The organism is Mumia sp. ZJ430 (assembly GCF_011751845.1).
GTDB lineage: Bacteria > Actinomycetota > Actinomycetes > Propionibacteriales > Nocardioidaceae > Mumia.
This window is the reverse complement of sequence record NZ_JAAHFK010000001.1, coordinates 238,258-262,503: the sequence shown is the minus strand read 5'-3', so window position 1 is coordinate 262,503 and position 24,246 is coordinate 238,258. Positions and strand designations below refer to the sequence as shown.

Annotated in this window: 23 protein-coding genes and 1 tRNA gene; 15 read left to right on the top strand and 9 right to left on the bottom strand. The window is 70.2% G+C overall.

All coding sequences use genetic code 11. The features are described 5' to 3' along the window. Positions 1–4 precede the first annotated feature (4 nt). Positions 5–484 carry a hypothetical protein gene (locus HCT63_RS01295; RefSeq protein ID WP_167000796.1) on the bottom strand — a complete coding sequence of 160 codons (480 nt, stop codon included), beginning with the start codon at positions 482–484 and terminating at the stop codon, positions 5–7. Positions 485–552: 68 nt separating this feature from the next. Here HCT63_RS01295 and HCT63_RS01290 point away from each other — a divergent pair, with 68 nt between their 5' ends. Both HCT63_RS01290 and HCT63_RS01285 read left to right on the top strand, forming a co-directional pair. After that, complete coding sequence (locus HCT63_RS01290; protein WP_208322214.1) at positions 553–1,401, top strand: alpha/beta hydrolase; 849 nt, start codon at positions 553–555, stop codon at positions 1,399–1,401. Next, the gene (locus HCT63_RS01285; RefSeq protein ID WP_167000792.1) at positions 1,394–1,978 is read left to right on the top strand and encodes a TetR-like C-terminal domain-containing protein; all 585 of its coding nucleotides are present in this window, start codon (positions 1,394–1,396) and stop codon (positions 1,976–1,978) included. The genes HCT63_RS01290 and HCT63_RS01285 overlap by 8 nt, the downstream gene beginning before the upstream one ends. A 36-nt stretch (positions 1,979–2,014) precedes the next feature. On the opposite strand, the gene HCT63_RS01280 is transcribed toward HCT63_RS01285, so the two are convergent. Beyond that, positions 2,015–4,840 (bottom strand): FAD-binding and (Fe-S)-binding domain-containing protein, encoded by a 2,826-nt coding sequence (locus HCT63_RS01280; RefSeq protein ID WP_208322291.1) that lies wholly within the window; start codon positions 4,838–4,840, stop codon positions 2,015–2,017. Between the two features lie 7 nt (positions 4,841–4,847). On the opposite strand from HCT63_RS01280, the gene HCT63_RS01275 reads away from it, so the two are divergent. Beyond that, positions 4,848–5,528, top strand: a complete 681-nt coding sequence (locus HCT63_RS01275) for a GntR family transcriptional regulator (RefSeq protein ID WP_208322213.1) — start codon at positions 4,848–4,850, stop codon at positions 5,526–5,528. A gap of 33 nt (positions 5,529–5,561) precedes the next feature. Next, on the top strand, positions 5,562–6,362 hold the full coding sequence (locus HCT63_RS01270) for an SDR family oxidoreductase (protein ID WP_167000786.1): 801 nt from the start codon (positions 5,562–5,564) through the stop codon (positions 6,360–6,362). Positions 6,363–6,433: 71 nt separating this feature from the next. Here the strand turns inward: HCT63_RS01270 and HCT63_RS01265 are convergent. Then, a tRNA-Leu gene (locus HCT63_RS01265) sits at positions 6,434–6,516 on the bottom strand. Between the two features lie 147 nt (positions 6,517–6,663). Here HCT63_RS01265 and HCT63_RS01260 point away from each other — a divergent pair. From HCT63_RS01260 to pknB, 6 genes are all read left to right on the top strand, one after another. Continuing rightward, positions 6,664–7,617 carry a DUF3662 and FHA domain-containing protein gene (locus HCT63_RS01260; RefSeq protein ID WP_167000784.1) on the top strand — a complete coding sequence of 318 codons (954 nt, stop codon included), beginning with the start codon at positions 6,664–6,666 and terminating at the stop codon, positions 7,615–7,617. After that, positions 7,614–8,096, top strand: a complete 483-nt coding sequence (locus HCT63_RS01255; protein ID WP_167000782.1) for an FHA domain-containing protein — start codon at positions 7,614–7,616, stop codon at positions 8,094–8,096. The genes HCT63_RS01260 and HCT63_RS01255 overlap by 4 nt, the downstream gene beginning before the upstream one ends. A gap of 9 nt (positions 8,097–8,105) precedes the next feature. After that, entirely contained in the window at positions 8,106–9,434 is a 1,329-nt protein-coding gene (locus HCT63_RS01250) for a protein phosphatase 2C domain-containing protein (RefSeq protein WP_167000780.1), read from the top strand. Continuing rightward, positions 9,431–10,816, top strand: a complete 1,386-nt coding sequence (locus HCT63_RS01245; protein WP_167000779.1) for an FtsW/RodA/SpoVE family cell cycle protein — start codon at positions 9,431–9,433, stop codon at positions 10,814–10,816. Before HCT63_RS01250 ends, HCT63_RS01245 begins: the two co-directional genes overlap by 4 nt. Then, positions 10,813–12,288: a penicillin-binding protein 2 gene (locus tag HCT63_RS01240; RefSeq protein ID WP_167000777.1), complete on the top strand. Its 1,476-nt coding sequence runs from the start codon at positions 10,813–10,815 to the stop codon at positions 12,286–12,288. Before HCT63_RS01245 ends, HCT63_RS01240 begins: the two co-directional genes overlap by 4 nt. Positions 12,289–12,358: 70 nt before the next feature. Beyond that, positions 12,359–14,146 carry a Stk1 family PASTA domain-containing Ser/Thr kinase gene (pknB, locus tag HCT63_RS01235; protein WP_167000775.1) on the top strand — a complete coding sequence of 596 codons (1,788 nt, stop codon included), beginning with the start codon at positions 12,359–12,361 and terminating at the stop codon, positions 14,144–14,146. 305 nt (positions 14,147–14,451) lie between these two features. Here the strand turns inward: pknB and HCT63_RS01230 are convergent, their stop codons facing one another. Then, positions 14,452–14,748, bottom strand: a complete 297-nt coding sequence (locus HCT63_RS01230; protein WP_167000773.1) for a cell division protein CrgA — start codon at positions 14,746–14,748, stop codon at positions 14,452–14,454. 105 nt (positions 14,749–14,853) lie between these two features. On the opposite strand from HCT63_RS01230, the gene HCT63_RS01225 reads away from it, so the two are divergent. After that, positions 14,854–15,597, top strand: coding sequence for a DUF881 domain-containing protein (locus tag HCT63_RS01225; RefSeq protein ID WP_243842838.1), 744 nt, complete (start codon positions 14,854–14,856; stop codon positions 15,595–15,597). A 3-nt stretch (positions 15,598–15,600) separates the two neighbouring features. On the opposite strand, the gene HCT63_RS01220 is transcribed toward HCT63_RS01225, so the two are convergent. Continuing rightward, a complete protein-coding gene (locus HCT63_RS01220) occupies positions 15,601–16,380 on the bottom strand; it encodes a rhomboid family intramembrane serine protease (protein ID WP_208322212.1) in 780 nt (259 codons plus the stop codon). Positions 16,381–16,518: 138 nt separating this feature from the next. Beyond that, a complete protein-coding gene (locus HCT63_RS01215; RefSeq protein WP_243842837.1) occupies positions 16,519–17,043 on the bottom strand; it encodes a peptidylprolyl isomerase in 525 nt (174 codons plus the stop codon). Positions 17,044–17,215: 172 nt separating this feature from the next. On the opposite strand from HCT63_RS01215, the gene HCT63_RS01210 reads away from it, so the two are divergent. Further along, positions 17,216–17,803, top strand: a complete 588-nt coding sequence (locus tag HCT63_RS01210) for a hypothetical protein (RefSeq protein WP_167000766.1) — start codon at positions 17,216–17,218, stop codon at positions 17,801–17,803. Between the two features lie 2 nt (positions 17,804–17,805). Continuing rightward, a complete protein-coding gene (locus tag HCT63_RS01205; protein WP_167000764.1) occupies positions 17,806–18,582 on the top strand; it encodes an enoyl-CoA hydratase/isomerase family protein in 777 nt (258 codons plus the stop codon). A 6-nt stretch (positions 18,583–18,588) separates the two neighbouring features. On the opposite strand, the gene HCT63_RS01200 is transcribed toward HCT63_RS01205, so the two are convergent. Genes HCT63_RS01200 through glyA form a run of 3 tightly spaced genes read right to left on the bottom strand, consistent with a single transcriptional unit; the run spans position 18,589 to position 21,151 of the window. Beyond that, entirely contained in the window at positions 18,589–18,945 is a 357-nt protein-coding gene (locus tag HCT63_RS01200; protein ID WP_167000762.1) for a DUF3817 domain-containing protein, read from the bottom strand. A gap of 23 nt (positions 18,946–18,968) precedes the next feature. Next, positions 18,969–19,862 (bottom strand): SURF1 family protein, encoded by an 894-nt coding sequence (locus HCT63_RS01195; protein ID WP_167000760.1) that lies wholly within the window; start codon positions 19,860–19,862, stop codon positions 18,969–18,971. After that, positions 19,859–21,151, bottom strand: coding sequence for a serine hydroxymethyltransferase (gene glyA, locus HCT63_RS01190; RefSeq protein ID WP_167000758.1), 1,293 nt, complete (start codon positions 21,149–21,151; stop codon positions 19,859–19,861). Before glyA ends, HCT63_RS01195 begins: the two co-directional genes overlap by 4 nt. Positions 21,152–21,424: 273 nt before the next feature. On the opposite strand from glyA, the gene HCT63_RS01185 reads away from it, so the two are divergent. Beyond that, positions 21,425–23,020 (top strand): ABC transporter substrate-binding protein, encoded by a 1,596-nt coding sequence (locus HCT63_RS01185; protein WP_167000756.1) that lies wholly within the window; start codon positions 21,425–21,427, stop codon positions 23,018–23,020. A 109-nt stretch (positions 23,021–23,129) separates the two neighbouring features. Next, entirely contained in the window at positions 23,130–24,236 is a 1,107-nt protein-coding gene (locus tag HCT63_RS01180) for an ABC transporter permease (protein ID WP_167000754.1), read from the top strand. Positions 24,237–24,246 lie beyond the last annotated feature (10 nt).

Sequence of the window (24,246 nt, the reverse complement as noted above, 5' to 3'; positions counted from 1 at the left end):
TCGTTCACAGCCCGAGCACCAGAGCGAGGACGGCGACGACGGGGCCGGCGACCAGCGCCACGCCACCGACGACGATCCCGACCCAGGCCGACACTGGCAGCCTCTCGCGCCAGCCGTGCTCCCTGGCGATCGCCGTGATCACGGAGCGGACGTCCTCGGTCGAGCGCGTACGACCGAGCTGCCGGCCGCGGTGCACGTCCTTGCGCCAGCTCGCGTGCGGCGCACCGCTGATCCCCGCCGACCACCGGACGGTCGTCGCGACGTCGGTGATCACGTACGTCCCCCTGTCAGGCGTGAAGCGCAGCTCGTGCCGGATGTCCTTCTTCAGCCCCGCCTTGGCGAGGGCCCCGTGCCACCGGGCATCGGCGAGGTCCCTCTGAACGTCGACGACTCCGCTGTCGCGTCGGGTCACCTGCCACGGCGTCGGCGCGAGGACACGGGACAGCGCGTCGAACGTCGCCTGGGGGTCGGGCGCAGGGGTCACGGCGACACCGTACGACAGGGGTGGGCACGCCTTGCAAAGTTAATAGCATTAGCCGTATAGTGATGGACATGAGCCACGCATCCGACGTCCAGCAGCTGACGCGCCCCGACGGCCGCGTCGCCTACACCGACACGGGCGAGGGCCCGGTCGTCGTGCTCGTCCCCGGCATGGGCGACCTCCGCGCGACGTATGACACGCTCGCACCCCTCGTCGCCGGCGCCGGCTACCGCGTCGTGGTCACCGACCTGCGCGGCCACGGCGACTCCGACACCGACTTCCGGGCGTACGGCGACTCCGTGACGGCGGCGGACCTGGTCGCTCTCGTGGAGCACCTCGACGCCGGCCCCGCCGTGCTCGTCGGCAGCTCGATGGGCGGGTCCGCCGCCGTCATCGCCGCCGCGGACCGCCCCGACCTCGTGAGCGGCGTGGTCCTGCTCGCCGGTTTCCTGCGCGAGCCGATGTCGCCGGCGATGGGCGCCGTGATGCGCGGCGTCTACCGGATCCTCTTCGCCCGCCCGTGGGGTGGCGCCGTGTGGGCCTGGTACGTCCGCTCGATGCTCAGCAAGGGTCGTCCCACACCCGGGCTCGACGCGCGCATCGCCCTGCTGCGCCGCACCTTCGGCGACCCGGCTCGCCTGCGGGCGTTCCGCCGCCTCACCGTCGCCCTCGACCACCGCGAGGTCGAGGCCCGCCTCACCGACGTCCGTACGCCGGTCCTGGCCGTCTTCGGCGACACCGACCCGGACTTCTCCGACGCGCGCGCCGAGCTCGCCTTCGCCCGCGAGACGCTCGGTGCCGACGGCATCGTGCTCGAGCAGGTCGGTCACTATCCGCACCTCCAGGCGCGCGACGAGGTGCTCGCCGTCCTCCTCCCGTTCCTTGCAGCCACGACCCGCGAGGACGACGCCGATGCCTAGGGCGGGACTCAACCGCGAGCGGGTGGTCGCCGTAGGGTTCGACGTGGTCGATCTCGGCGGTCGTACGGGCTTCGCCGACCTCACCCTCGCAGCGGTCGCCTCGGCGTCCGGGGTCTCGACGCCCAGCCTCTACAAGCACGTCGCGTCGCTGGCTGCCCTGCGCCGGGACATCGCCGTACGGGCGGTCGAAGAGCTCGTCCGGACGACGAGCCGCGCGACCGTGGGCCGCTCGGGGCCGGAGGCGATCCGGGCGCTCGGGCACGCGATGCGCGACTACGCCCGCGCGCACCCCGGGCGCTATGCGGCGACCCAGGTCGCCGCCGATCCCGACGACCCGGACGACGCCTCGCTGGCGGCGGCGGGCGCCGACGCCGTCGCCGTCCTCGCAGCGGTGGTCCGCGGTGCCGGGGTGTCCGACGACCGCCTCGTGGACGCCGTGCGCATCTTCCGCTCGGCCATGCACGGCTTCGTCGTCCTCGAGCTCGACCTCGGCTTCCGCCTGCCCGACGACCTCGATGCGAGCTTCGACGCACTCCTCGACGTCGTGGTCGCCGGACTCGCGACCCTCGGCGACTGACGGGGGAGTCGTACGACGTCCTGGCCGTACCGGCTCTCAGTCCCTCGTCAGGAGCTCCGCCAGGTGCACGGCCGGACGTTCGCGCAGGTCCGCGACCTGGGTCCGGCACGAGAACCCGTCGGCCAGCACGACGGCGTCGGGCGCGGCGTCCAAGGCGGGCAGCAGGTTCTGCTCGGCGACCGCGACCGACACCTCGTAGTGGCCCCGCTCGACCCCGAAGTTGCCGGCGAGCCCGCAGCACCCAGCGAGCGTCGTGACGGTCGCGCCGGTCCGCGCGAGCAGCGCCCGGTCGGCCTCCCAGCCGAGCACGGCGTGGTGGTGGCAGTGCGGCTGGGCGACGACAGTCGTGCCCGTCAGGTCCGGCGGCGTCCAGTCCTCGGCGGTCGCGAGCAGCTCGGCGACGGTCTTCGTCGCACCGGCGACCACGCGCGCGTCCTCGTTGTCGAGGAGCTCGACGGCGTCGCTGCGCAGCACCGCGGTGCAGGACGGCTCGATCCCGACGACCGGCACCCCAGCACGGACGGACTCCGCGAGCTCGCCGACCGTACGTCCGAGGATGCGGCGGGCCGCGTCGAGCTGGCCCGTGGTGATCCAGGTCAGGCCGCAGCACAGCTGCGACGACGGCAGCGTCGGCTCGAAGCCCGCCTCGCGCAGCAGTCGTACGGTCGCCTGCGCGACCTCGGGGGAGAAGGAGTTGGAGAAGCTGTCGACGAAAAGGACCACCGGGCGGCGATCGGTCGTCTCCTCCGCCACCTCGGCCGACCACCAGCGCCGGAAGGGCGTCCTCGCGAACACCGGGATCGACCGACGCCCGTCGACACCGGCGACGAACAGGGCCAGGTGCCGGATCCCCGGAAGGCGCATCATCAGGTTGGCCACGCGCGGCATCCGCCCTGCCAGGCGGCTCCACAGCGGCAGGCGTCCGAGGGTGTAGTGCGAACGTGGGCGCAGGCGCCGCCGGAACTTCTGGTGCAGCGCCTCTGCCTTGTACGTCGCCATGTCGATGCCGGTCGGGCAGTCCGACCCGCAGCCCTTGCAGGCCAGGCAGAGGTCGAGCGAGTCCGCGACCTCGGGCGCACGCCAGTCGAGCGCACCCCGTACGACGTCCTGGAGCACCCGCGCCCGGCCACGCGTGCTGTCCTTCTCCTCACGGGTCGCGAGGTAGGACGGGCACATCACGCCGCCCGCCGCCGAGTTGTCCGCGCGGCACTTGCCGACGCCGGTGCAGCGGTGCACGGCCTGCGCAAGGTCGCCGTGGTCGGCCTCGTACGCGAAGGCGAGCTGCTTGCGGTACGGCGCGACGCCCGCGACGCGCACGTCGGCGTCGAATGGGTCGGGATCGACGAGCACGCCGGGGTTGAGCAGGTTGTCCGGGTCGAACGCGTGCTTGACCTCGCCGAAGAACGCGATCGCGTCGGCGGAGTACATGGTGGGCAGCAGCTCGCTGCGGGCCCGGCCGTCGCCGTGCTCGCCGGACAGCGACCCGCCGTACTCCGAGACGAGCCCCGCCGCCGCCGTGAGGAATCGGCGCAGGCGCGGCAGGCCGTCGGGCTCGTCGAGCGGGTAGTCGAGCCGCACGTGCATGCAGCCGTCGGCGAAGTGCCCGTACGGGGCAGACGTCAGCCCGTGCTCGGCGACGAGCTCCTCGAACCGCGCGAGGTAGGAACCAAGCATCTCCGGCGGGACCGCCGCGTCCTCCCAGCCGGGCCACGCGGGCTTTCCCGACGGCGCGCGGCCGGCGAGGCCCGCCCCGTCCTCGCGGATCCGCCACAGGCGTGCGGCGGTCACCGGGTCCTCGACGAGCAGCGACTCGACCCCGAGGTCCGCGTCGACGAGCGCGCGTGCGCGGTCGAACACCTCCGTACGGTCGTCGCCGGCGATCTCGACGAAGAGCCAGGCAGCGCCGCGCGGCAGCGGGGGGATCGCCGCGTCACCGCGACGCGACCGCAGGACGTCGACGAGACGCACGTCCATGCCCTCGCACGCGGTCGGGCCGTACGTCTTCACTGTCGGTGCCGCCTCGCCCGCCTTGACGATGTCGGCGAACCCGATTGCGACGAGCACACGGTGCGCGGGATCCGTCACGAGGTGGACCGTCGCCTCGGTGAGGATGCCGAGCGTGCCCTCGGACCCGACGAGCAGCTGCGTGAGGTCGAAGCGCTCGGGCAGCAGGTGCTGGACGGCGTACCCGCTGACCTGGCGGCCGAACCGGTCGAACTCCGTCCGCGCGGTCGAGAGGTAGCGACCGGCGGCGGCCCGCAGGTCGGCGAGGAGAGGCTCGGGGCCTGTCGCGAACGCGGCGCCCGCGGCGTCGTACCCGGTCACGAGCGTCTCGCCGGACGCGAGCAGGTGGGTGGAGCCACGGACGTTGTCGGACGTCCGGCCGTAGCCGAGCGCGCGGTTGCCGCACGCGTTGTTGCCGATCATGCCGCCGATGGTGCAGCGCGGGTGCGTCGACGGGTCGGGGCCGAAGCGCAGCCCGTGCGGCAGCACCGCCTTCTGGAGGACGGCGTGGACGGTGCCCGGCTCGACGACGGCGGTGCGCGCCGCAGGATCGACGGCGAGGACGTGGTTCATGTGGCGGCTGAAGTCGAGCACGATGCCCCGCCCGATCGCGTTGCCCGCGATGGACGTGCCGGCCCCCCGCGCGGTCAGCGGGACACCGTGCTCCTTAGCGAGCGCGAGCGTCGCGGCCACGTCGGCGGCGTCGCGCGGGCGGACGACCGCGAGCGGGGGGATCCGGTAGAGCGAGGCGTCGGAGGCGTACATCGCCTTCGTGCCGTCGTCGTCGTGCACCTCGAGGCCGGCGCGGCGCAGGGCGGCCGTGGTGTCGCGCGTGTCAGTCACCGTCACGAGTAACATGTTACTCATGCCCTCGTTGACCGACTCCGTGGTGGCGCACGTCCGTGACGGGATCCGACACCAGCAGTACGTCCCGGGGGAGATCTACTCCGTCTACCAGCTGGCCGACGCGCTCGGCGTCTCACGCAGCCCCGTACGCGAGGCGATGGTGCGGCTTTCCGAGGCAGGGCTGATCGAGATCGCCCGCAACCGCGGCTTCCGCGTGGTGCTCCCGCAGGCGCGCGACGTCGCCGAGATCTTCGCCGTACGACTCGCGCTCGAGCCCGCAGCGGCACGGCGGTGCGGCGAGCGCGGCGTCGACCTGTCCGGCCCGTACGCGGCACTGGTCGAGGCCGAGCAGCGCGGCGACGAGCCGGCGTTCTGGGAGGCCGACCAGGCGCTTCACGAGGCGGTCCTCCACGGGTCCGGCAACGCCCGCGCCGCGGCGATCGTCGCCTCCCTGCGTGCGACCACAGCGCTCCTCGGTCCGCCGACCTCACACGCGGGGCGGTCGCTGCACGAGATCCGCATCGAGCACGCGCCGATCGTCGAGGCGCTCGCCCGGCACGACGGCCCGGCCGCGGAGGCGGCGATGCGGACTCACCTCGTACGGACGGGGCGGCTGCTCGTCGGCCAGCTCGCCGGGGCCACGCCGGACGCGGCCGCGGTGGACGAGCTCTGGGACGACGTGGTCGGGCATTCCCTCTAGCGGAACGGCGTCACTATCATATACGTTCCTCGCATGAAGACCGCGGTGATCACCGGCAGCAGCAGGGGCATCGGATTCGGCCTGGCAAAGGAGCTGCGAGCACGCGGCTTCGACGTCGTGGTCAGCGGACGCGGCGAAGAATCGGTCTCCGACGCCGCCAAGCGCCTGGAGCAGTCCTCCGACGCGGGGAGGGTCATCGGGCTCGTCTGCGACGTCTCCGACCCCGCCTCGGTGCAGCACCTGTGGGACGCCGCCGTCGGCGAGCTCGGCTCCGTCGACCTGTGGATCAACAACGCCGGCGTCGCCCGTACGGTCCACCCTGTGGTCGACCTCCGCCCTGAGTGGATCGTCGAGATGGTGACCTCGAACATGGTCGGCACGATCCTCGGCAGCCGTGTGGCCGTCCGCGGCATGACCGCCCAGGGTCACGGCCAGCTCGTGAACATCCTCGGTGGCGGCTCCGACGGCAAGATCCGCCCCGGCATGACCGTGTACGGGTCGACCAAGCGCGGCCTGCGGGCGTTCACCGACGCGCTGGTCCGCGAGACGGCGGACGGCCCGGTCAAGATCGCGTCGGTGAGCCCCGGCGTCGTCGTCACCGACGGCATGATCCGCGAGGCACGCGAGCTCGGTCCCGAAGGCTTCGCGCGGGTCCGCAAGGCGATGAACATCCTCGCCGACCCCGTCGAAGAGGCCGCGCCGCCGATCGTCGACATGATCCTCGCCAACCCCAAGCACGGCGCCACGCTCAAGCGCGTCGGCAGCCTCGAGCTCGGGCTCCGGTTCGCCAAGGGCGGCAAGGGCCGCGACGTCTTCGCCGGCACCGGAGTCTGAACGCCCGCCACACGTGCGCACCCCCACGAAAAAGGCTCCCGGTCGGAGATCTGACCGGGAGCCTTCGCTTGTGCGCGAGGGGGGACTTGAACCCCCACGTCCTTACGGACACTGGCACCTGAAGCCAGCGCGTCTGCCATTCCGCCACTCGCGCGATTGCGTCGTGAGTCTAACAGCCACCCCCAGCACGACAGTCAAACGGGTGGCCTCTCGACGCGCGTCCGGTGTGAGGAGCGCGGCATGTTCCCCCGGCCCGATACGATCGGGTGGACGCGCGGTCCTCTTCTCCGAGAGAGTACGCGTGTCTGTCACGACGCCCGGCACGAGCGGACAGGAGGAGGTCGCAGCGATGGGTGTGCTCCAGCGCTTTGAGCAGCGTCTCGAGGACGCAGTCTCCGGTGCGTTCGCGCGCGTTTTTCAGAGTGCGGTCCAACCGGTCGAGATCGCCGCCGCCCTGCAGCGCGAGCTCGACAACGGGGCCCAGATCTTGTCGCGCGACCGCGTGCTCGTCCCCAACGACTTCACGGTCGAGCTTGCCCAGACCGACTTCGAGCGCCTCGCCCCGTACGGAGGCACGCTCTCCGGCGAGCTGTCCGAGCTGGTCCACGAGCACGTCGCCGAGCAGCACTACACCCTCGCCGGCCCGCTCAAGCTCGAGTTCGTCCACCAGCCCGACCTGACCACGGGCCGCTTCCGCATCCGCTCGCGCGCCTCCGCCGCCGTGACCCCCGCCGCTGGTGTCCGGATGACCGACACCGCCGTCGCCAAGGCACCGGTGGTGCTGGAGGTCAACGGCGTACGCCATCCCGTCGAGCCGCCCGGTGTGATCATCGGCCGCGGCACCGATGCCCAGCTGCGCATCAACGACCCCGGGGTCTCCCGCCAGCACGCGCAGGTGCGGGTCTTCCTTGAGGGCAACAGCGTCCGCGTCGCGATCGAGGATCTCGGCTCGACCAACGGCATCGTCGTCGACGGCCGCCGCGTCACGCACGCGGTGCTCTCCGACGGCTCGCGGGTCCAGCTCGGCAACACCCTCGTCGTCGTCCGCAACCCCCACGCACGACCCGGCCCTCCGGTCGGTCCCACAGGGCCGGTCGCACCGGCCGCCGGCTCGCCCGCCGGTCCCCAGTCCGGTTCGCAAGGACCCGGCTCGCACGCCGCACCACCGTCGGGCCAGGGCCGCCCCGGTGCGTACGGCGGGCACGCGCCGGCCCCCCCGCCTCCTCATGCCGGCCCTCAAGGTGGTCGCTGGTGACCGAGCTGACCCTCACCCTCATCAAGCTCGGCTTCCTCGCGGTGCTCTGGCTGTTCGTGCTCTCCGCCGTCTCGGTGATCCGCTCGGACATCTTCGGCGCCAAGGTCGAGTCGCCGCGCGTCCCCAAGCAGGCCAGCCAGAAGGCGCGCGTGCCCAAGGCACCCAAGGGCCGCAAACCCAAGCGCGGCATGCCGTCGACGCTCGTCGTCACCGACGGCCCCAACGCCGGCCAGCTGGTCCCGGTGACCGGCGCCGACATCCTGCTCGGACGCGGCACCGACGCGGCGATCCGGCTCGACGACGACTATGTCTCCACCCGTCACGCCCGCTTCTCCACCAACGGTGAGCAGTGGTACGTGGAGGATCTCGGGTCCACCAACGGCACCTATCTCGGCAGCCAACGCGTGACCACCCCTGTCCCGGTCGACCTCGGGGTGCCCGTACGCCTGGGCAAGACCGTGGTCGAGCTCCGGAAGTAGGCGACGCCCGTGTCCTTGCAGCAGCCCCGCCTCGCCTACACGTACGCCGCGCTGTCGGACGTCGGTCGGCGTCGCACCTCCAACCAGGACTCGGGCTATGCGAGCCCGCACCTGCTCGTCATCGCCGACGGCATGGGCGGCGCGGCCGCCGGCGACCTCGCGTCGTCGGAGGTCATGCACGTGGTGCGGCGCCTGGACGGGCCCCCGCCGGGCGACGTGATCGAGGCGCTCGCGGGTGCGGTGCACCGTGCCAACGACCGGCTCGCCGAGGTCATCGAGGACGACCCGAGCGTCGAGGGCATGGGGACCACCCTGACCGCGCTGCTGTGGAACGGTGCGCAGTTCGGGCTCGCCCACATCGGCGACTCCCGTGCCTATCTCATGCGCGACGGGCAGCTCCACCAGATCACCAAGGACCACACGCTGGTCCAGAGCCTCGTGGACGAGGGGCGGCTCACCCGTGAGGGCGCCCGTACCCACCCCAACCGCTCGCTGATCTTGCGCGTGCTGCTCGGGCGCGACGAGTCCGAGCCCGACCTCACCCTCATCGAGCCGCAGCTCGGCGACCGCTACCTGCTGTGCAGCGACGGTCTGTCCGACATGGTCGACGACGACGCGATCGCGGACGTCCTCCGTACGGCGCCCAACGTCGACGTCGCCGCGGTCGACCTGGTCCAGCGCGCGCTCGTCGGCGGCGGCGCCGACAACGTGACCGTGATCCTCGGCGAGATGGTCGACCCCGAAGCCCCTGTCGACCCGACGCTCGCCTGCGCCGACGAGCAGCCGATGCTCGTCGGTGCCGCCGCCGAGCAGGCCAGGCCCGGGGGCGACACGAGCACGACCGCCACGAGTCTGGACGCGATCCCGCTCCCTCCTGACGAGGTCGGCGTCAACGGCGAGCGAGGCGCCGGGGCGATCACGCGCGATATCGACCCCGAGGCGTTGCGCTACGCCCCGCGTGCGCCGCGCCGCCACATCTGGCTGCGTCGTCTCGTCGTCGTCGCGCTCGTCGTCGCCCTGCTCGCCGCGGCCGCCAAGCTCGCGTGGGACTGGACCCAGCACCAGTACTACGTCGGCACCGAGAACGGCGTCGTCGTGATCTACCGGGGCATCCAGGCCGACCTCCCGCTCATCGACGTCGACAGCGTCGAGGAGGTCTCCGACGTCCGCGTCGACGCCCTCCCGACCTTCCGCGCCAACCAGGTCAAGAAGGGCATCGCGTCCACCTCGCTGACCGACGCCCGTGACACGGTCACCACGCTGCGCGACATCGCGACACTGTGCGCCGACCCGGCACAGGCCAACCTGCCCGGCAACGAGTGCGGTGGTGCGGAGTGAGCAACCCCGCCACCACTCCCGCCGTCGTCCACCGCAAGCGTCGAGGGGCGGAGGCCCTCCTCATCGCGCTCGCGCTCGTGATCGTCATCTTCGCGTTCTGCGCCGTCGGGCTCGGCGCGCGCGGCAAGATCCCCGGGTTCGTTGCGGGGCTCGCGGTCCTTCTCGTGGTCATCGCGGTCGCGACCCACCTCGTCGTCCGCTTCGTGGCCCCGTACGCCGACCCTGTGCTCGTGCCGCTCGTCGTCGCCCTCAACGGGCTCGGCATCGCGATGATCTACCGCCTCGACCTCGCACGCCTCGACAGTCTCGGCGACGAGGCCAAGCAGTTCGCGGGCAAGCAGGTCATGTGGACGGCGATGGGCCTGGCGCTGTTCGTGGCCGTGCTGCTGATCGTGCGCGACCACCGCAAGCTCCAGGCCTACACCTACACGTTCGGCCTCGCGGCGCTCGTCCTGCTGATCCTGCCGCTGCTGCCGGTGATCGGGACGCAGATCAACGGCGCCCGGATCTGGATCCGCGTGGGGGGCTTCAGCCTGCAGCCGGGCGAGTTCGCCAAGATCTGCCTGGCGATCTTCTTCGCCGGCTACCTCGTCGTGAAGCGCGACGCCCTGGCGCTGGCGGGCCGGCGCTTCATGGGCATCGACTTCCCCCGCGGGCGCGACCTCGGCCCGATCCTCGCCGCCTGGGTGGTCAGCCTCGGTGTCCTGATCCTCCAGCGCGACCTCGGCTCGTCGCTGCTCTTCTTCGGGCTGTTCGTCGTGATGCTCTACGTCGCCACGGAGCGCCCCGGCTGGCTCGTCGTCGGCATGTCGCTGTTCCTCGGCGGCGCTCTCTTCGCCGCGACCACGTTCAGCCACGTCCAGAGCCGTGTCGACGCCTGGCTGAGCCCGTTCCCGGTGACCGACGGCACATTCCAGCTGACCCAGGGTCTGTACGGCATGGCGTGGGGCGGCCTGCTCGGACGCGGTCTCGGCGAGGGCAATCCCTACCTCACACCGTTCGCCTACTCCGACTTCATCTTCGCCTCGTTCGCAGAGGAGCTCGGGCTTGCCGGCGCGATGGCGATCCTGCTGATGTACGGCCTGATCGTGGAGCGCGGCCTGCGCATCGCGCTGCTGTGCCGTGACGCGTTCGGCAAGCTGCTCGCGACCGGCCTCGCGGTCTCGTTCGCGCTCCAGGTCTTCGTCGTCATCGGCGGCGTCACCCGGATCATTCCGCTGACCGGTCTGACCACACCGTTCATGTCGTACGGAGGCTCGTCGATCCTTGCAAACTGGGCGATCATCGCCCTCCTGCTCCGCATCAGCGACCAGAGCCGACGCCCGCCTCCGGAGGCGGCCCCGATGCAGATGGATGACGCGACCCAGGTGGTGAAGCTGTGAACCGGCCGATCCGTGTGATGTCGATCGTGTGCCTGGTGCTGTTCACCGCCCTGCTCATCGGCGTGAACTACATCCAGTTCGTCGAGGCCGACACGCTGAACGCCAAGAACGGCAACCGCCGCGTGATCGACGAGGAGTTCGCCCGCGAGCGAGGCCCCATCCTCGTCGGCGACCGCCCGATCGCCGAGAGCGTCCCGGTCGACGACCAGTGGAAGTTCCAGCGCCGCTACCCCGAGGCCAAGCTGTACGCCGACATCACCGGCTACTTCAGCTACACCTTCGGGCGCAGCGGGCTCGAGCAGTCCCAGAACGACATCCTGTCCGGCAGCGACAACCGGCTCTTCGTCAACCGCGTCGTCGACCTCATCGGGTCCAACCAACCGCGCGGCGGCAGCGTCTCGGTGACGATCAACCGCCGTGCACAGCGGGCGGCCGCCGAGGGGATCGAGAACCTGCCCGGCAACGCCAAGGGCGCCGTCGTCGCGCTCGATCCGAGCACCGGCGCGATCCTCGCGATGACCGGCAGCCCCACCTACAACCCCAACCTCCTCGCCAGCCACAACCTGGACGAGGTATCGAAGGCCTGGAAGCGGCTCAACGCCGACAAGGACAAGCCGATGCTCAACCGGAGCACGCAGCAGATCCTGCCGCCGGGCTCGACCTTCAAGATCGTCACCGCCGCGGCGGCCATGGAGAAGCTCAACCTGAACCCCGACAGCGTCGTCAAGGGTGGACGCGGACTGACCGCGCCCGGTTTCGGGTCGTACGTGCTCCGCAACCAGGGCGGCGGCAACTGTGGCGGCCCGCGCATCACGCTGACCCAGGCCCTCGAGGTCTCGTGCAACGTCACGTTCGGCGACCTTGCCATGAAGGTCGGCCAGGACGACATGGAGCGCCAGTCCGACGCCTTCGGGTTCGGTGCGCGCGACCTCGACCAGCTCCCGATGAGCCCCAGCCAGTTCACCTCCGACCCCGATGTCGAGCTCGAGGCGCCGCAGCTCGCGCAGAGCGGCATCGGCCAGTTCGAGGTCGCGGCGACACCGCTGCAGATGGCGATGGCCACCGGAGCGATCGCCAACGGCGGTGCCCTCATGAAGCCCTACCTCGTCTCGACCGTCCGCTCGCCCGACCTCAAGACGATCGAGACGGCTAAGCCCGAGAAGATCCGCGACGCGGTCTCCAGCCGTACGGCGACGGGCCTGTCGCAGATGCTCGTCGACGTCGTCGAGAACGGCACCGGCGGGTCTGCGGCGATCCCGGGGATCGAGGTCGGAGGCAAGACCGGCACGGCGCAGTCGACCGCCGACCGCCCGCCGTACGCATGGTTCATCTCGTTCGCCCCGGCAGACGACCCCAAGGTTGCGGTCGCTGTCGTCGTCGAGTCGTCGAGCACTGGTCGCGACGACATCTCGGGCGGCCGCCTGGCCGGCCCGATCGCCCGATCAGTGATGCAGGCGGTGCTCGACCGATGAACGTCGATGCTCGGGACTTCACCGCCGAGCCGCTATTTTTGAGCAGTTGCCATGAAGGAAGCAGGAGACGATGACCGAAACGCCCACCGGCCCGGGTCAGGGCTACGCAGGGCCTCCGGGTGCGTACGGCCGCCTCGGCGACCGCTACGAGATCGGCGGTCTGCTGGGCAGTGGCGGTATGGCCGAGGTCCGGATCGGACGCGACCTGCGGCTCGGCCGCACCGTGGCGATCAAGCGCCTGCGCATCGACCTGGCCAGCGACCCGACCTTCCTCGCGCGCTTCCGGCGCGAGGCGCAGTCCGCAGCCGCCCTCAACCACCCCTCGATCGTCGCCGTCTACGACACCGGTGAGGCCACCGGCCCCGACGGCCACACCGTGCCGTTCATCGTCATGGAGTACGTCGAGGGTCGGACGCTGCGCGACCTCCTTCGCGAGATGGAGCGCGAGGGGCGCAAGATCCTCCCCGAGCGCACCCTCGAGATCACCGCGGACATCCTCGCGGCGCTCGACTACAGCCACCGTGCCGGCATCATCCACCGTGACATCAAGCCCGCCAACGTGATGCTCACGCCGTCGGGCCAGGTCAAGGTGATGGACTTCGGCATCGCCCGCGCCATCGCCGACACCTCGTCGGCGATGACGCAGACCGCCGCCGTCGTCGGCACCGCGCAATATCTCTCGCCCGAGCAGGCGCGCGGCGAGACCGTCGACGCGCGCAGCGACATCTACTCGACCGGTTGCCTCCTTTACGAGCTGCTGACCGGCCGCCCGCCGTTCCAGGGCGACAGCCCCGTCTCGGTGGCCTATCAGCACGTCCGCGAGGTGGCACCGCCGCCGTCGACGTTCAACCCCGAAGTCAGCCCGGCCGTCGACCGCGTCGTTGCGACGGCGCTCGCCAAGCGCACCGATGAGCGCTACCAGAGCGCGGCCGCGATGCGTGCCGACATCGAGCGTGTCCTCGCCGGCCAGCCGACCGCCGCCTCGGCCGCTCCGACCGCGCAGTACGCCCCGGTCCCGGCGGCTCCGGCCACCGAGGCACTGGCCCCTGCCAACCTCCCCCCGGCCTCGGACGAGGACGAGGGCAAGAGCAAGCGCTGGATCTGGGTCGTCTCGGCCATCGCGGCCCTGCTCGTCATCGGCCTGGCAGCGTGGGGCATCCCCAAGCTGATGGGCGAGAACGAGCCGCCTGTCGAGATGGTCACGGTGCCCGACGTCACCGGCAAGACCCAGGAGGCCGCCGAGCGCGAGCTCACCGGCGAGACGTATGGCTTCGAGACGACCGTCAGCACCCAGCCCAGCTCTGACATCGACAAGGGCGAGGTGATCGCGACCGACCCGGCCGCCGAGGCCGAGGTCAAGAAGGGCAGCGACGTCGAGATCATCGTCAGTGCCGGACCTGAGCGGGTCGAGGTCCCGTACCTCGTCGGCAAGCGCCTCAAGGAGGCCCGCGCCGAGCTCGAGGCTCTGGGCCTGAAGTCGGACGTCGTCCAGCAGGAGAGCGACGCCCCCAAGAACGAGGTCCTCAAGACCGATCCCGTCCCGGGCGAACCGGTCGACCCCGGCACGTCGGTCACACTGACCGTCTCGAAGGGCAAGACCGAGGTCCCGAACGTCGTCGGCAAGACGCGCGAAGAGGCCGAGCAACTCATCCGCGACGCCGGGTTCGAGGTCCGCGTCTTCGAGACTGACTCTGACCAGCCGGCCGGCACGGTCATCGAGCAGATCCCCGGCTCGGGCCAGGCGGACCCGGGCACGCAGATCGTCCTGACAGTCTCGCGCGGTCCCCAGACGACGGATCCGAACATCCCGCCGACCGAACCGACCGATCCGATGTTCCCCGACGGTGACGGCGGCTAACCGTCTCCCGTCCGCCCAAGAGGCCCCGAGTCCTTCCGGACTCGGGGCCTCTTGCGTATGCCCTCCGCACCACACGTCTGTGGATGAAGCTGGGGAAACCCCTGTGGATCACCCAGGTCAGGGGCTGTGAACACAGTTTTCCCCGCGCTGTGGACGACGCTTTTCTTCCTATACCTCCCTGTTTGCGCCGCCCGTGAGGACGCAAAAAACCCCGGATTCCGAAGAACCCGGGGTTTTGCCTCTCCACAGGGGTTATCCCCACTGTGGAGAACTACACCGCTGTAGTTAACGGTGTCGAGGCAGCGTCACTCCCACTTCATCGCGAAGCCGAAAGCGGCCACGATGAAGCCCATCCCGATCACGAGGTTCCAGCTCGAGAGATCCTTCATGACAGGGATCTCGTTACCGGCGGTGTAGAAGGCGACGATCCAGACCAGGCCGATCACGGCGCACGCGATCATCGCCGGCGCCGCCCAGCGGTTGCCGATCTTCTTGGGCTTGACCGGGGTACGGCGGTCCGGCGTGGCGGCCTCCGCAGCGGCCTCGCGCTTGGCAGGATTGCCCGACCGTGCAGCGGACTTGTTGGACTCGGCTTCGGACACGAGGACACCTCAGAGAGACAGGCACCCCGGGGTCGGGGCGGCATGGGCAGTTGGTTCTGTCGGCTAGCGTAGTCGGCGCACCTCGGCGGAGTGAAGGAGAGCGTCGTGACCGTCCCAGACAAGGAGCCCGCTGCGCCGCGGGCACCCCTGTCGTGGCGCGTCGCTGTGCCCGTGACGACGGCCCTCGCCGGCGTCCTCTTCGTGACCAGTGCGATCAGCTCCGAGGGCGACGACCTGCGCCAGGAGAAGACCGATCTGCCCACTCTCGTCGAGCAGCGGCGCGAGAACGTCGCCTCGCAGCAGCAGGTCGTCGACGACCTCAGCGCGCAGATCGCCTCGCTCACCGACGAGGTCGACAATGCCGAGGTCTCCAAGGCCCGCAAGGAGACCCGCGCACTGCGCGGGCCGGCCGGCTTCACCGAGGTGAGCGGGCCGGGGCTCCGCATTGCGCTCGAGGACGCGCCCCGCGAGGTCGACGAGCCGGGGCTCGACCCCAACCTGCTCGTGGTGCACCAGCAGGACATCCAGGCATTCGTCAACGCCCTCTGGGAGGGCGGCGCGACGGCCGTCACGCTCCAGGGCCAGCGGCTCATCTCGACCACGGGCATCAAGTGCGTCGGCAACACCGTCATCCTGAACGGCGTCCCGTACTCACCGCCGTACGTCATCGAGGGCGTCGGCCCGATCGACGACCTGTACGGCGGGCTCTCGCGCTCCGGCGCGGTCCAGACCTACCAGGACTACGCCGACCGCTACCAGCTTGGCATGACGATCACACCGAAGGACGAGGTCGTCGCCCCCGCCTACTCGGGGACGGTCGACCTCCAGCACGCCCAGGTGGTCGAGTGACGGTCAGCTCAGCTGGAGCGTCCGCGCCACTGTCGCCCCGATGATCGCGGCCCAGATCGCGCCGAACGCTGCGCACTGGACGAGGTTGCGCCGCGCCCGCGGGGCGTACGCGAAGACCGCTCCCAGCACCAGGCCCGTGACGAAGCCGCCGAGGTGCCCCTGCCAGCTGATGTTGGGGACGATGAAGGTGATCGCCGCGTTGATCGCGACCAGCGCGAGGAGGCCGCGTACGTCCTGCCCCTGCTTGTACATGACGACGAGCGCCATCCCAAACAGGGCGAAGATCGCGCCCGATGCCCCGAGCGTCGTCTGGTGCGGTGTCGAGAGCCAGTAGACGAAGACCGATGCGGCGACGGCCGACGTGAGATAGGCCAGAAGGAACCGCGCCGTCCCGAGGTAGCGCTCCAGCACCGGACCGAACAGGTAGAGCGCGTACATGTTGAACGCGATGTGCAGGATGCTTGCGTGCAGGAAGGCTGACGAGAGCATCCGCCAGTAGGCGCCGTCGGCGACACCGTCCATCAGCGCGACCGAGCCGTCATCGAGTGGGAAAGCAGCGGAGTCGCCGAGCATCACCCCCCACTCCCAGAGCGGGGACTGCCACAAGCCGCCGGTGGCCATCATCAGCAGGAATGCGACGACGTTGAGGCCGATCAGGCTCAGCGTCACGACACCCGGACGGCCCGGAACCAGCCCGCCGCCTGCCGTACGGGCCTGACGCACCCCTGCCTGACCTTCGCGCAGGCAGTTCGGGCACTGGAAGCCGACCGAGGCCTCGCCCATGCAGTCAGGACAGATCGGTCGACCGCACCGCTGGCACGAGATGTAGGTCTCGCGGTCCGGGTGGAGGTAGCAGCGGGGCGGCACCGGCTGGGGTGCCGCCCCGGCGTCGTGCGGGGAGTGGGTCATCGACGGTGGAGGTCAGGCCTCGTCGAAGACGACCGACTCGATGACGACGGGCTCGGCGGGTCGGTCGAGCCGGCCGGTCGGCGTCGAGCCGATCGCGTCCACGACCGCCTTGCTCGCGTCGTCGGCGACCTCGCCGAAGATCGTGTGGCGGCGGTTGAGGTGCGGGGTGGCCACCGTCGTGATGAAGAACTGCGAGCCGTTGGTGTTGGCACCCGCGTTCGCCATCGCGAGCAGGTAGGGACGGTCGAACTGGAGCTCGGGGTGGAACTCGTCCTCGAACTCGTAACCCGGGCCGCCGGTGCCGTTGCCCTTGGGGTCGCCGCCCTGGATCATGAACTGGTCGATGACGCGGTGGAAGATCGTCCCGTCGTACAGGGGATCGTTGCGCTCGGCCCCCGTCTCGGGGTCCTTCCACGTCTTCGTGCCCTTGGCGAGCCCGACGAAGTTGTCCACGGTCTTCGGAGCGTGGTTCGGGAAGAGCCGGATGGTGATGTCGCCACGGTTCGTCTTGAGGGTGACGGTCGACTGGTCTGCCACGGTTGCCTCTCGCTCGGGAACTCTGGTTTCCATCTTCCCACGCGGCACCACAGCCGGACGCGCAGTGGGGGACGCCTCAGGTTAGACAGCCGCAGTTGCGGGCACCGGCACGGTGACCACGACGTCGGTACGGTGTTGACAAAGAGAACGCTGTCCATGGGAAAGGCCAACCATGTTGCTGCGCAAGAAGAAGTCCAAGAGCGAGGAGTTCGCGGAGAAGGCCGGGGAGTTCTGGGAGAGCGCGTCCCAGTCCATCTCCGAAGCGGCAACCTCGGTGGCGAGCACGGTCGGACCTCGCCTCGAAGAAGCCCGGGAAGCTGCGGCACCCGTCCTCGCTGACGCACAGGAGCGTGCTGCCGAGGCCAAGGAGCTGTCGCGCCGCAAGGCCAAGAAGGCCAAGAAGCGCGCTGCCGCCCTCGCTGCTGTCGCTGCCACCGCTGCGGCGGCGAAGGCAGAGGAGCACGCCGGCGCCGATGACGACGAGCCGAAGAAGAAGAAGAAGCACCGCCTGCGCAAGTTTGTCGTGCTCGCCGCGATCAGCGGGGCGATCGCGTTCGCGGTCAAGAAGCTGACGGCGCCTCCGTCGGGTGGCAGCTATACGCCGCCGCCTCCGCCGCCGGAGCCCGTACGCCCGACCGGCGCCACGGTGCCTGCCTCCCCGTCGGCCCCGCAGCCGCCGGAGGGTCAGGACGAGGATGTGATCGTCGACGGCGACGCCGACCCTCGCACCGGCCAGGAGCCCGGGTCCGACAAGATCTGAGGGTGACTGTCACTCTGACGTACGAGCCGAGCGGCGCCGCGATCCTCACCTTCGCGGCGCCGCCGGTGAACCTCTACTCGCTCGCGCTCCACGAGGCGTTCGAGGAGGCGCTCGACAGCCTGGCCGCAGACCCGCCGCGTGCGCTGCTGATCCGTGCCGAAGGCAAGGTCGTCTCCGGAGGGGTCGATGTCTCGCTCTTTGACGCGCAGACCTCCGCCGCTGAGGGCAAGGTCCTGTTCGACCGGATGCTCGAGCTGCCGCTACGCATCGCCGCGCTCGACTACCCGGTGGTTTTCGCTGCGCACGCGCTGTGCTTGACGTGGGCGCTCGAGGTCGCGCTCGCGTGCGACCTCATCGTGGCCTCTGACCGGGCGAAGTTCGGGCTCGTCGAGAAGGTCGTCGGCCTGACACCGACCATGGGCGGCACGCAGCGCTTCGCGTCGCGCGCCGGCATCGGCCGCGCCAAGGAGTTCGTGATGACGGGCGACCTGTACGACGCCGCGACCCTCGAGCGGTGGGGTGTCGTCAACCGGGTGCACCCCGTCGACGAGCTCGACGCGGCGGTGGCGACGCTCGTCGACTCGCTCGCCTCCGGACCGACGCGCGCCCACGCGGCCACCAAGGACGTCCTGCGCGCGGTCGAGCGGGGAGGTGTCGCCGCGGCGGACGCCGAGATCACCACGATCGCGTCCGCGCTGTACGACACCGCGGACATGCGGACGGCGATCCGCTCGTTCCTCGAGGACGGGCCGGGCCGGGCCACGTACGCCGGCCGCTGACGGACGCTACTGCGCGGCGGTGGCTTCGGCCTCGGCCTCGTACGTGGCCCAGAGCGCGCGGGTGTGCAGGGTGGCGCGGCGCTCGGCCCAGAACGACACGAACGGGATCGTCGCCAGCACCATCGTCGCGACCGTGAAGCCGACGCTCCAGCCGGCCTGCCGGGACAGGATCGCCGTGATCACGAGCAGCACCATGTAGAAGACCCCGTGGATCGGCGAGATCGACGCCGTGAACTCGCCGATGTCGTGCAGGGTCGTGCCCCCGGAGGTGACCATCTTGATGATCCAGCCGCCGACGACGGCGATCACGAAGAAGCTGACGACGAGTGCAAGGACGCGGTACGCGGCAAGTGTCTTGGGCACGCCTTCGAGAGTACCGCCGGGGTTCAACGCCCCGACGGCGACTTCTCTTCGACCGGCTCGGCCTCGCGTGCGCGGGCTCGTGCACGCGCCGCCTCCTGCGCGGCCCGCTTGGCCGCGGGGACGTGCGAGGTCGTGACCGTGCCCTCGCGCCGGATGTCCTGGCACATCCGCCACCACATGAGCAACGCGAACGCCCCGAAGATCCACCACTCGATCGCATAGAAGAGGTTGCGCGTCCCGGCGGTGGAGTCGCTCGTCGGCTCGGGAACCGTCGCCGGCGTCAGCGCGGCCGCGTCGGCGGGATCGTGGGCGGTCACGATGCCGTAGCCGCCGTACAGGTCGTACGGCATCTCGTTGACCAGGCGGGGGATGCGGATGCTGTCGAGCGTCCGGGTCTGCACGTCGAACGCCGAGCCGCGCGCGTCGCCCACCTGGAGGACCGCCTCGAGCGAGACCTCGCCCTGCGGCGTCGGCGGGAGCGCTCCTGCCTCGGCCGACCATCCGCGGACGACCAGCAGCGCGGGCTGACGATCGGCGACGGCCGGCTCCACGCCGTCGACGACGATCGGGGCGACGAGCCAGTAGCCCTCGCGGCCCTCGTGCTCGCGCCCCTCGATCCACACCTGCTCGTCGGTGGGGCCGTACGTCCCGGTGACGGTCACCGGCTGGTAGTCCGCCGTCGACGTGTACGGATCGTCCGGACCGAGCACGTCCTGGAGCGGCACCGCGACGGTCTTCGTGAGGTTCGCCTGCGCATCGTCGCGCCGTTCTTCGTACGCGCCGAGCTGCCACAACCCCATGAACGTGGTGAACGCGACGGCCACCACGAGCAGGACGTGCAGGCCCCACAGGCGTGGCGACAGCCACCCGACTGACGGGCGAGCGGAGCCGGAACGGCCGGACGGTGACCCAGTCACGCCAACGGAGCCAACGACGGATAGAGCGGGAAGCGATCGGTGAGCACCGCAACGCGCTTGCGCAGCGACTCGACGTCAGCGACCTCGGGCTTGAGCGCCTCGGCGAGGATGTCGGCGACCTCGCGGAACTCGTCGGCTCCGAACCCGCGCGTCGCGAGGGCCGGGGTGCCGAGACGGACGCCGGACGTCACCATCGGCGGGCGCGGGTCGAACGGCACCGCGTTGCGGTTGACCGTGATGCCGACCTCGTGGAGGCGGTCCTCGGCCTGCTGACCGTCGAGCGTCGAGTCGCGCAGGTCGACCAGCACGAGGTGCACGTCGGTCCCGCCGGTCAGCACGCTGACCCCGGCCTCACGCATGTCGTCAGCGCTGAGTCGCTCGGCGACGATCTGGGCGCCCTCGATCGTGCGCTCCTGACGCTCCTTGAACTCCGGCTGCGCAGCCATCTTGAAGGCGACCGCCTTGGCGGCGATCACGTGCTCCAGCGGACCACCCTGCTGACCGGGGAAGACGGCCGAGCGGATCTTCTTGCCGACCTCCTCGTCGTTGGTGAGGATCACGCCACCGCGCGGGCCGCCGAGCGTCTTGTGGGTCGTCGACGTGACGACGTGCGCGTGGGGGACGGGGCTCGGGTGGAGGCCGGTCGCCACGAGGCCGGCGAAGTGCGCCATGTCGACCATGAGCTTGGCGCCGACCTCGTCGGCGATCGCGCGGAACTCGGCGAAGTCGAGCTGGCGCGGGTACGCGGACCAGCCGGCGATGATCAGCTGCGGGCGGTGCTCCTGGGCGAGGCGGCGCACCTCGTCCATGTCGACGCGGTGGGAGGTCTCGTCGACGTGGTAGGCGACGACGTTGTAGAGCTTGCCGGAGAAGTTGAGGCGCATGCCGTGCGTCAGGTGGCCGCCGTGCGCCAGGTCGAGGCCGAGGATCGTGTCGCCGGGCTTGATCAGCGCGTGCATCGCGGCCGCGTTCGCCTGAGCGCCCGAGTGCGGCTGGACGTTGACGTACGAGGCGTCGAAGAGCGCCTTGAGGCGGTCGATCGCGAGGTTCTCGGTGATGTCGACGAACTCGCAGCCGCCGTAGTAGCGCTTGCCCGGGTAGCCCTCGGCGTACTTGTTGGTCATGACGCTGCCCTGGGCCTGCAGCGCGGCCAGGGGTGCGAAGTTCTCCGAGGCGATCATCTCGAGGGTGTCGCGCTGGCGCCCGAGCTCGGCGTCGATCGCGGCGGCGACCTCGGGGTCGAACTCGGCGAGAGTCTGGTTCAGCGGGGAGGGCTGGTTCGTGGTCATCGAGCGGACTCCTGGGCGCGGCGACGGGCGGGGGGCGTTGGTCGCCCCGCCCCAGCCTAACCGGCGCGGCCAGCGGTGGATCCTGTGCGTGGTCCGGGCCGGGCTCCCTGAGAGTTGGTAACAGTCGCGTGAAGGTTGCGCGGCCCGCCTAGGTGCGGCCCAGCACCTGGAGTAGCGTGCCCAGCGGCTGTCCGCCATGCGGACAACCTTCCTGACGAGGCCGCGCGGGACGGAGATTCTCCGGCACGGCCGCTCCGAAACGAGGAGAACGACGTGAAGAAGCTGAGAGCAACAGCCGCTCTCGCGGGTGCCACGGCTCTTGCCCTGGGTGCCTCGGCATGCGGCGCAGGCAACAACGGCGACGAGGACTCGAGCTCGGGCGGCGACAGCATCGTCGTCGGCACGACCGACAAGGTCGTGTCGATCGACCCGGCAGCCTCGTACGACAACGGCTCGCTGATGGTGCAGACGCAGGTCTACCAGTACTTGCTGAACTTCCCTGAGGGCGAGACCCAGCCCCAGCCCGATGCGGCGGAGAAGTGCGAGTTCGACACTCCGACGACCTACACCTGCACGATCAAGGACGGGCTGACGTTCGCGAACGGCAACCCGCTCACCGCCAAGTCGGTCGCGCACTCGTTCCAGCGCATCGTCGACATCGAGGACCCGAACGGCCCCGCGTCGCTCCTCGTCAACATGGCCACAGTCGAGGCCAAGGACGACAAGACGGTCGTCTTCACCCTCAAGACGCCGAACGACCAGACCTTCCCGCAGGTCCTCGTGACCTCGGCAGGCCCGATCGTCGACGAGGCCACCTACCCGGCCGACAAGGCGCTCAGCGATGAGGAGGCCGTCGAGGCCCAGGGCTTCTCTGGTCCTTACACGATCGGGAAGTACGAGAAGGGTCAGCTCGCCGAGTTCAAGGCGCACGACGACTACGACGGGGCCTACAACGACCCCAAGATCGACACGGTCACCCTGAAGACGTACGCCGACAGCAACAACCTCAAGCTCGACATCGAGAAGAAGAACATCGACGTCGCGTGGCGCTCGCTGACACCGACCGACATCGAGAGCCTCGAGGGCGCTGACGGCGTCACCGTCCACAAGGGTGCCGGCGGCGAGCTCCGCTACATCGTCTTCAACCTCAAGACGATGCCGGGCGCCGACGACGCGCAGAAGCTGGCGATCCGCAAGGCCGTCGCCTCGTCGCTCGACCGCGACGCGATCTCCGAGCAGGTCTACAAGGGCACCTACGTCCCGGCGTACTCGCCGATCCCCGAGGGTCTGCCGGGCGCGACCGAGCCGTTCAAGGAGATGTACGGCGACAAGCCCGACAAGGCAGCAGCCCAGAAGTTCCTCACCGACGCCGGGGTCAAGACGCCGGTGACGATCAACCTCCAGTACAACCCGGACCACTACGGCGGCAGCTCCGACCAGGAGTACAACGAGGTCAAGCGCCAGCTCGAGGACACCGGCCTCTTCAAGGTCGACCTCCAGTCGGCGGAGTGGACGACGTACAACGAGGAGCGCGTCAACGACTCGTACCCCGTCTACCAGCTCGGCTGGTTCCCGGACTTCCCGGACGCGGACAACTACGTGACGCCGTTCTACGACAAGGAGAACTTCATCGGGAACCACTACGAGGACCCGAAGATGACCGCCCTTCTTGCCGCGGAGCGCACTGAGCCCGACAAGGCCAAGCGTGAGGACCTCCTCGGCCAGGTCCAGCAGCTGGCTGCCGAGCAGATCTCGACGCTGCCGCTGCTCACGGGCGCCCAGGTCGCCGTCGCGACCGATGACGTGAAGGGCGTGGAGAACACGCTCGACGCGGCGTTCAAGTTCCGCCTGACCTCGCTGTCGAAGTGACGGCAAGCAAGGTTTGAGCACCACCTGAGGGGCGGGTCCCGGCCGTTGGCCGGGGCTCGCCCCTGTTCGTCTGCACCCCCGAAAACACCTCTCGTGGAAAGTTGAGCCGATGGCGACCACCGAGCTCTTGACCGGGCCCGAGCAGCCCGAGCAGCCCGAGCAGCCCGAGGCGTCCGACGCCCGGCGCCGCTCCGGGGGACTGAGCCCACTGACCCGCTACCTCCTCGTCCGGGTAGCGCTGGTGATCCCGATGATCTGGATCCTCGTCACGTTCGTCTTCTTCCTGATGCGCGTGATCGGCGACCCGATCAGTGCGGCACAGGGCGGGCGGCTCACCCCCGAGCAGATCGCCGAGCGCAAGGCCGCCGCCGGCCTCGACGCCCCGCTCATCCAGCAGTACTGGGACTACCTCGCCGGGATCCTGCGCGGGGACTTCGGCACCGCGATGACCGACGGGCGTTCCATCTCCGACGTCTTCATCGTCAACGGTGCCGCGACCCTCGAGCTCGCCTTCTGGGCGCTGCTCGTGGCGTTCGCGATCGGCGTACCCCTTGGACGCCTCGCGGCTCGGCGCCGCGACACCTGGCCCGACGCCGTCCTGCGGATCTTCTCGATCCTCGTGTACGCGGCTCCGGTCTTCTTCGTCGGCCTGCTTCTCAAGCTCGCGTTCGTGCCGCTGGGTCTCCCTGTCGCAGGCCGCGCGAGCACGTCGGTGGAGCTCGCTCTGCAGGACGTCAACCCGCAGACGCACATCATGATCATCGACGCGATCCTGTGGGGCGATCCCGCGTACGTGTGGGACGTGCTCAAGCACACGATCCTGCCGGCAATCGCCTTGGGCCTGCTCACCGCAGGCGTCTTCCTGAGGCTGGTCCGGGTCAACCTCATCGACACGCTGCGCACCGACCACGTCACCGCGACGCGCGCCCGCGGCATCCCCGAGCGGCGCGTGGTCCGCAAGCACGCGTACCGCAACGCACTCGTCCCAGTCGTCACCGTGATGGGTCTGCAGGTGGCGCTGCTGCTCGGCGGAGCGGTGCTCACCGAGACGACATTCGAGTGGCAGGGGCTCGGCTACACGCTGGCCGAGTATCTGACGAAGCGCGACTTCATCGCCGTCCAAGGCATCGTCACGCTCATCGCCGTCGTCGTGGCGGTCTCGAGCCTGCTGATCGACGTCATCGTCGCCTACGTCGACCCCCGCGTGCGGTTCTGAGGAGTCACCG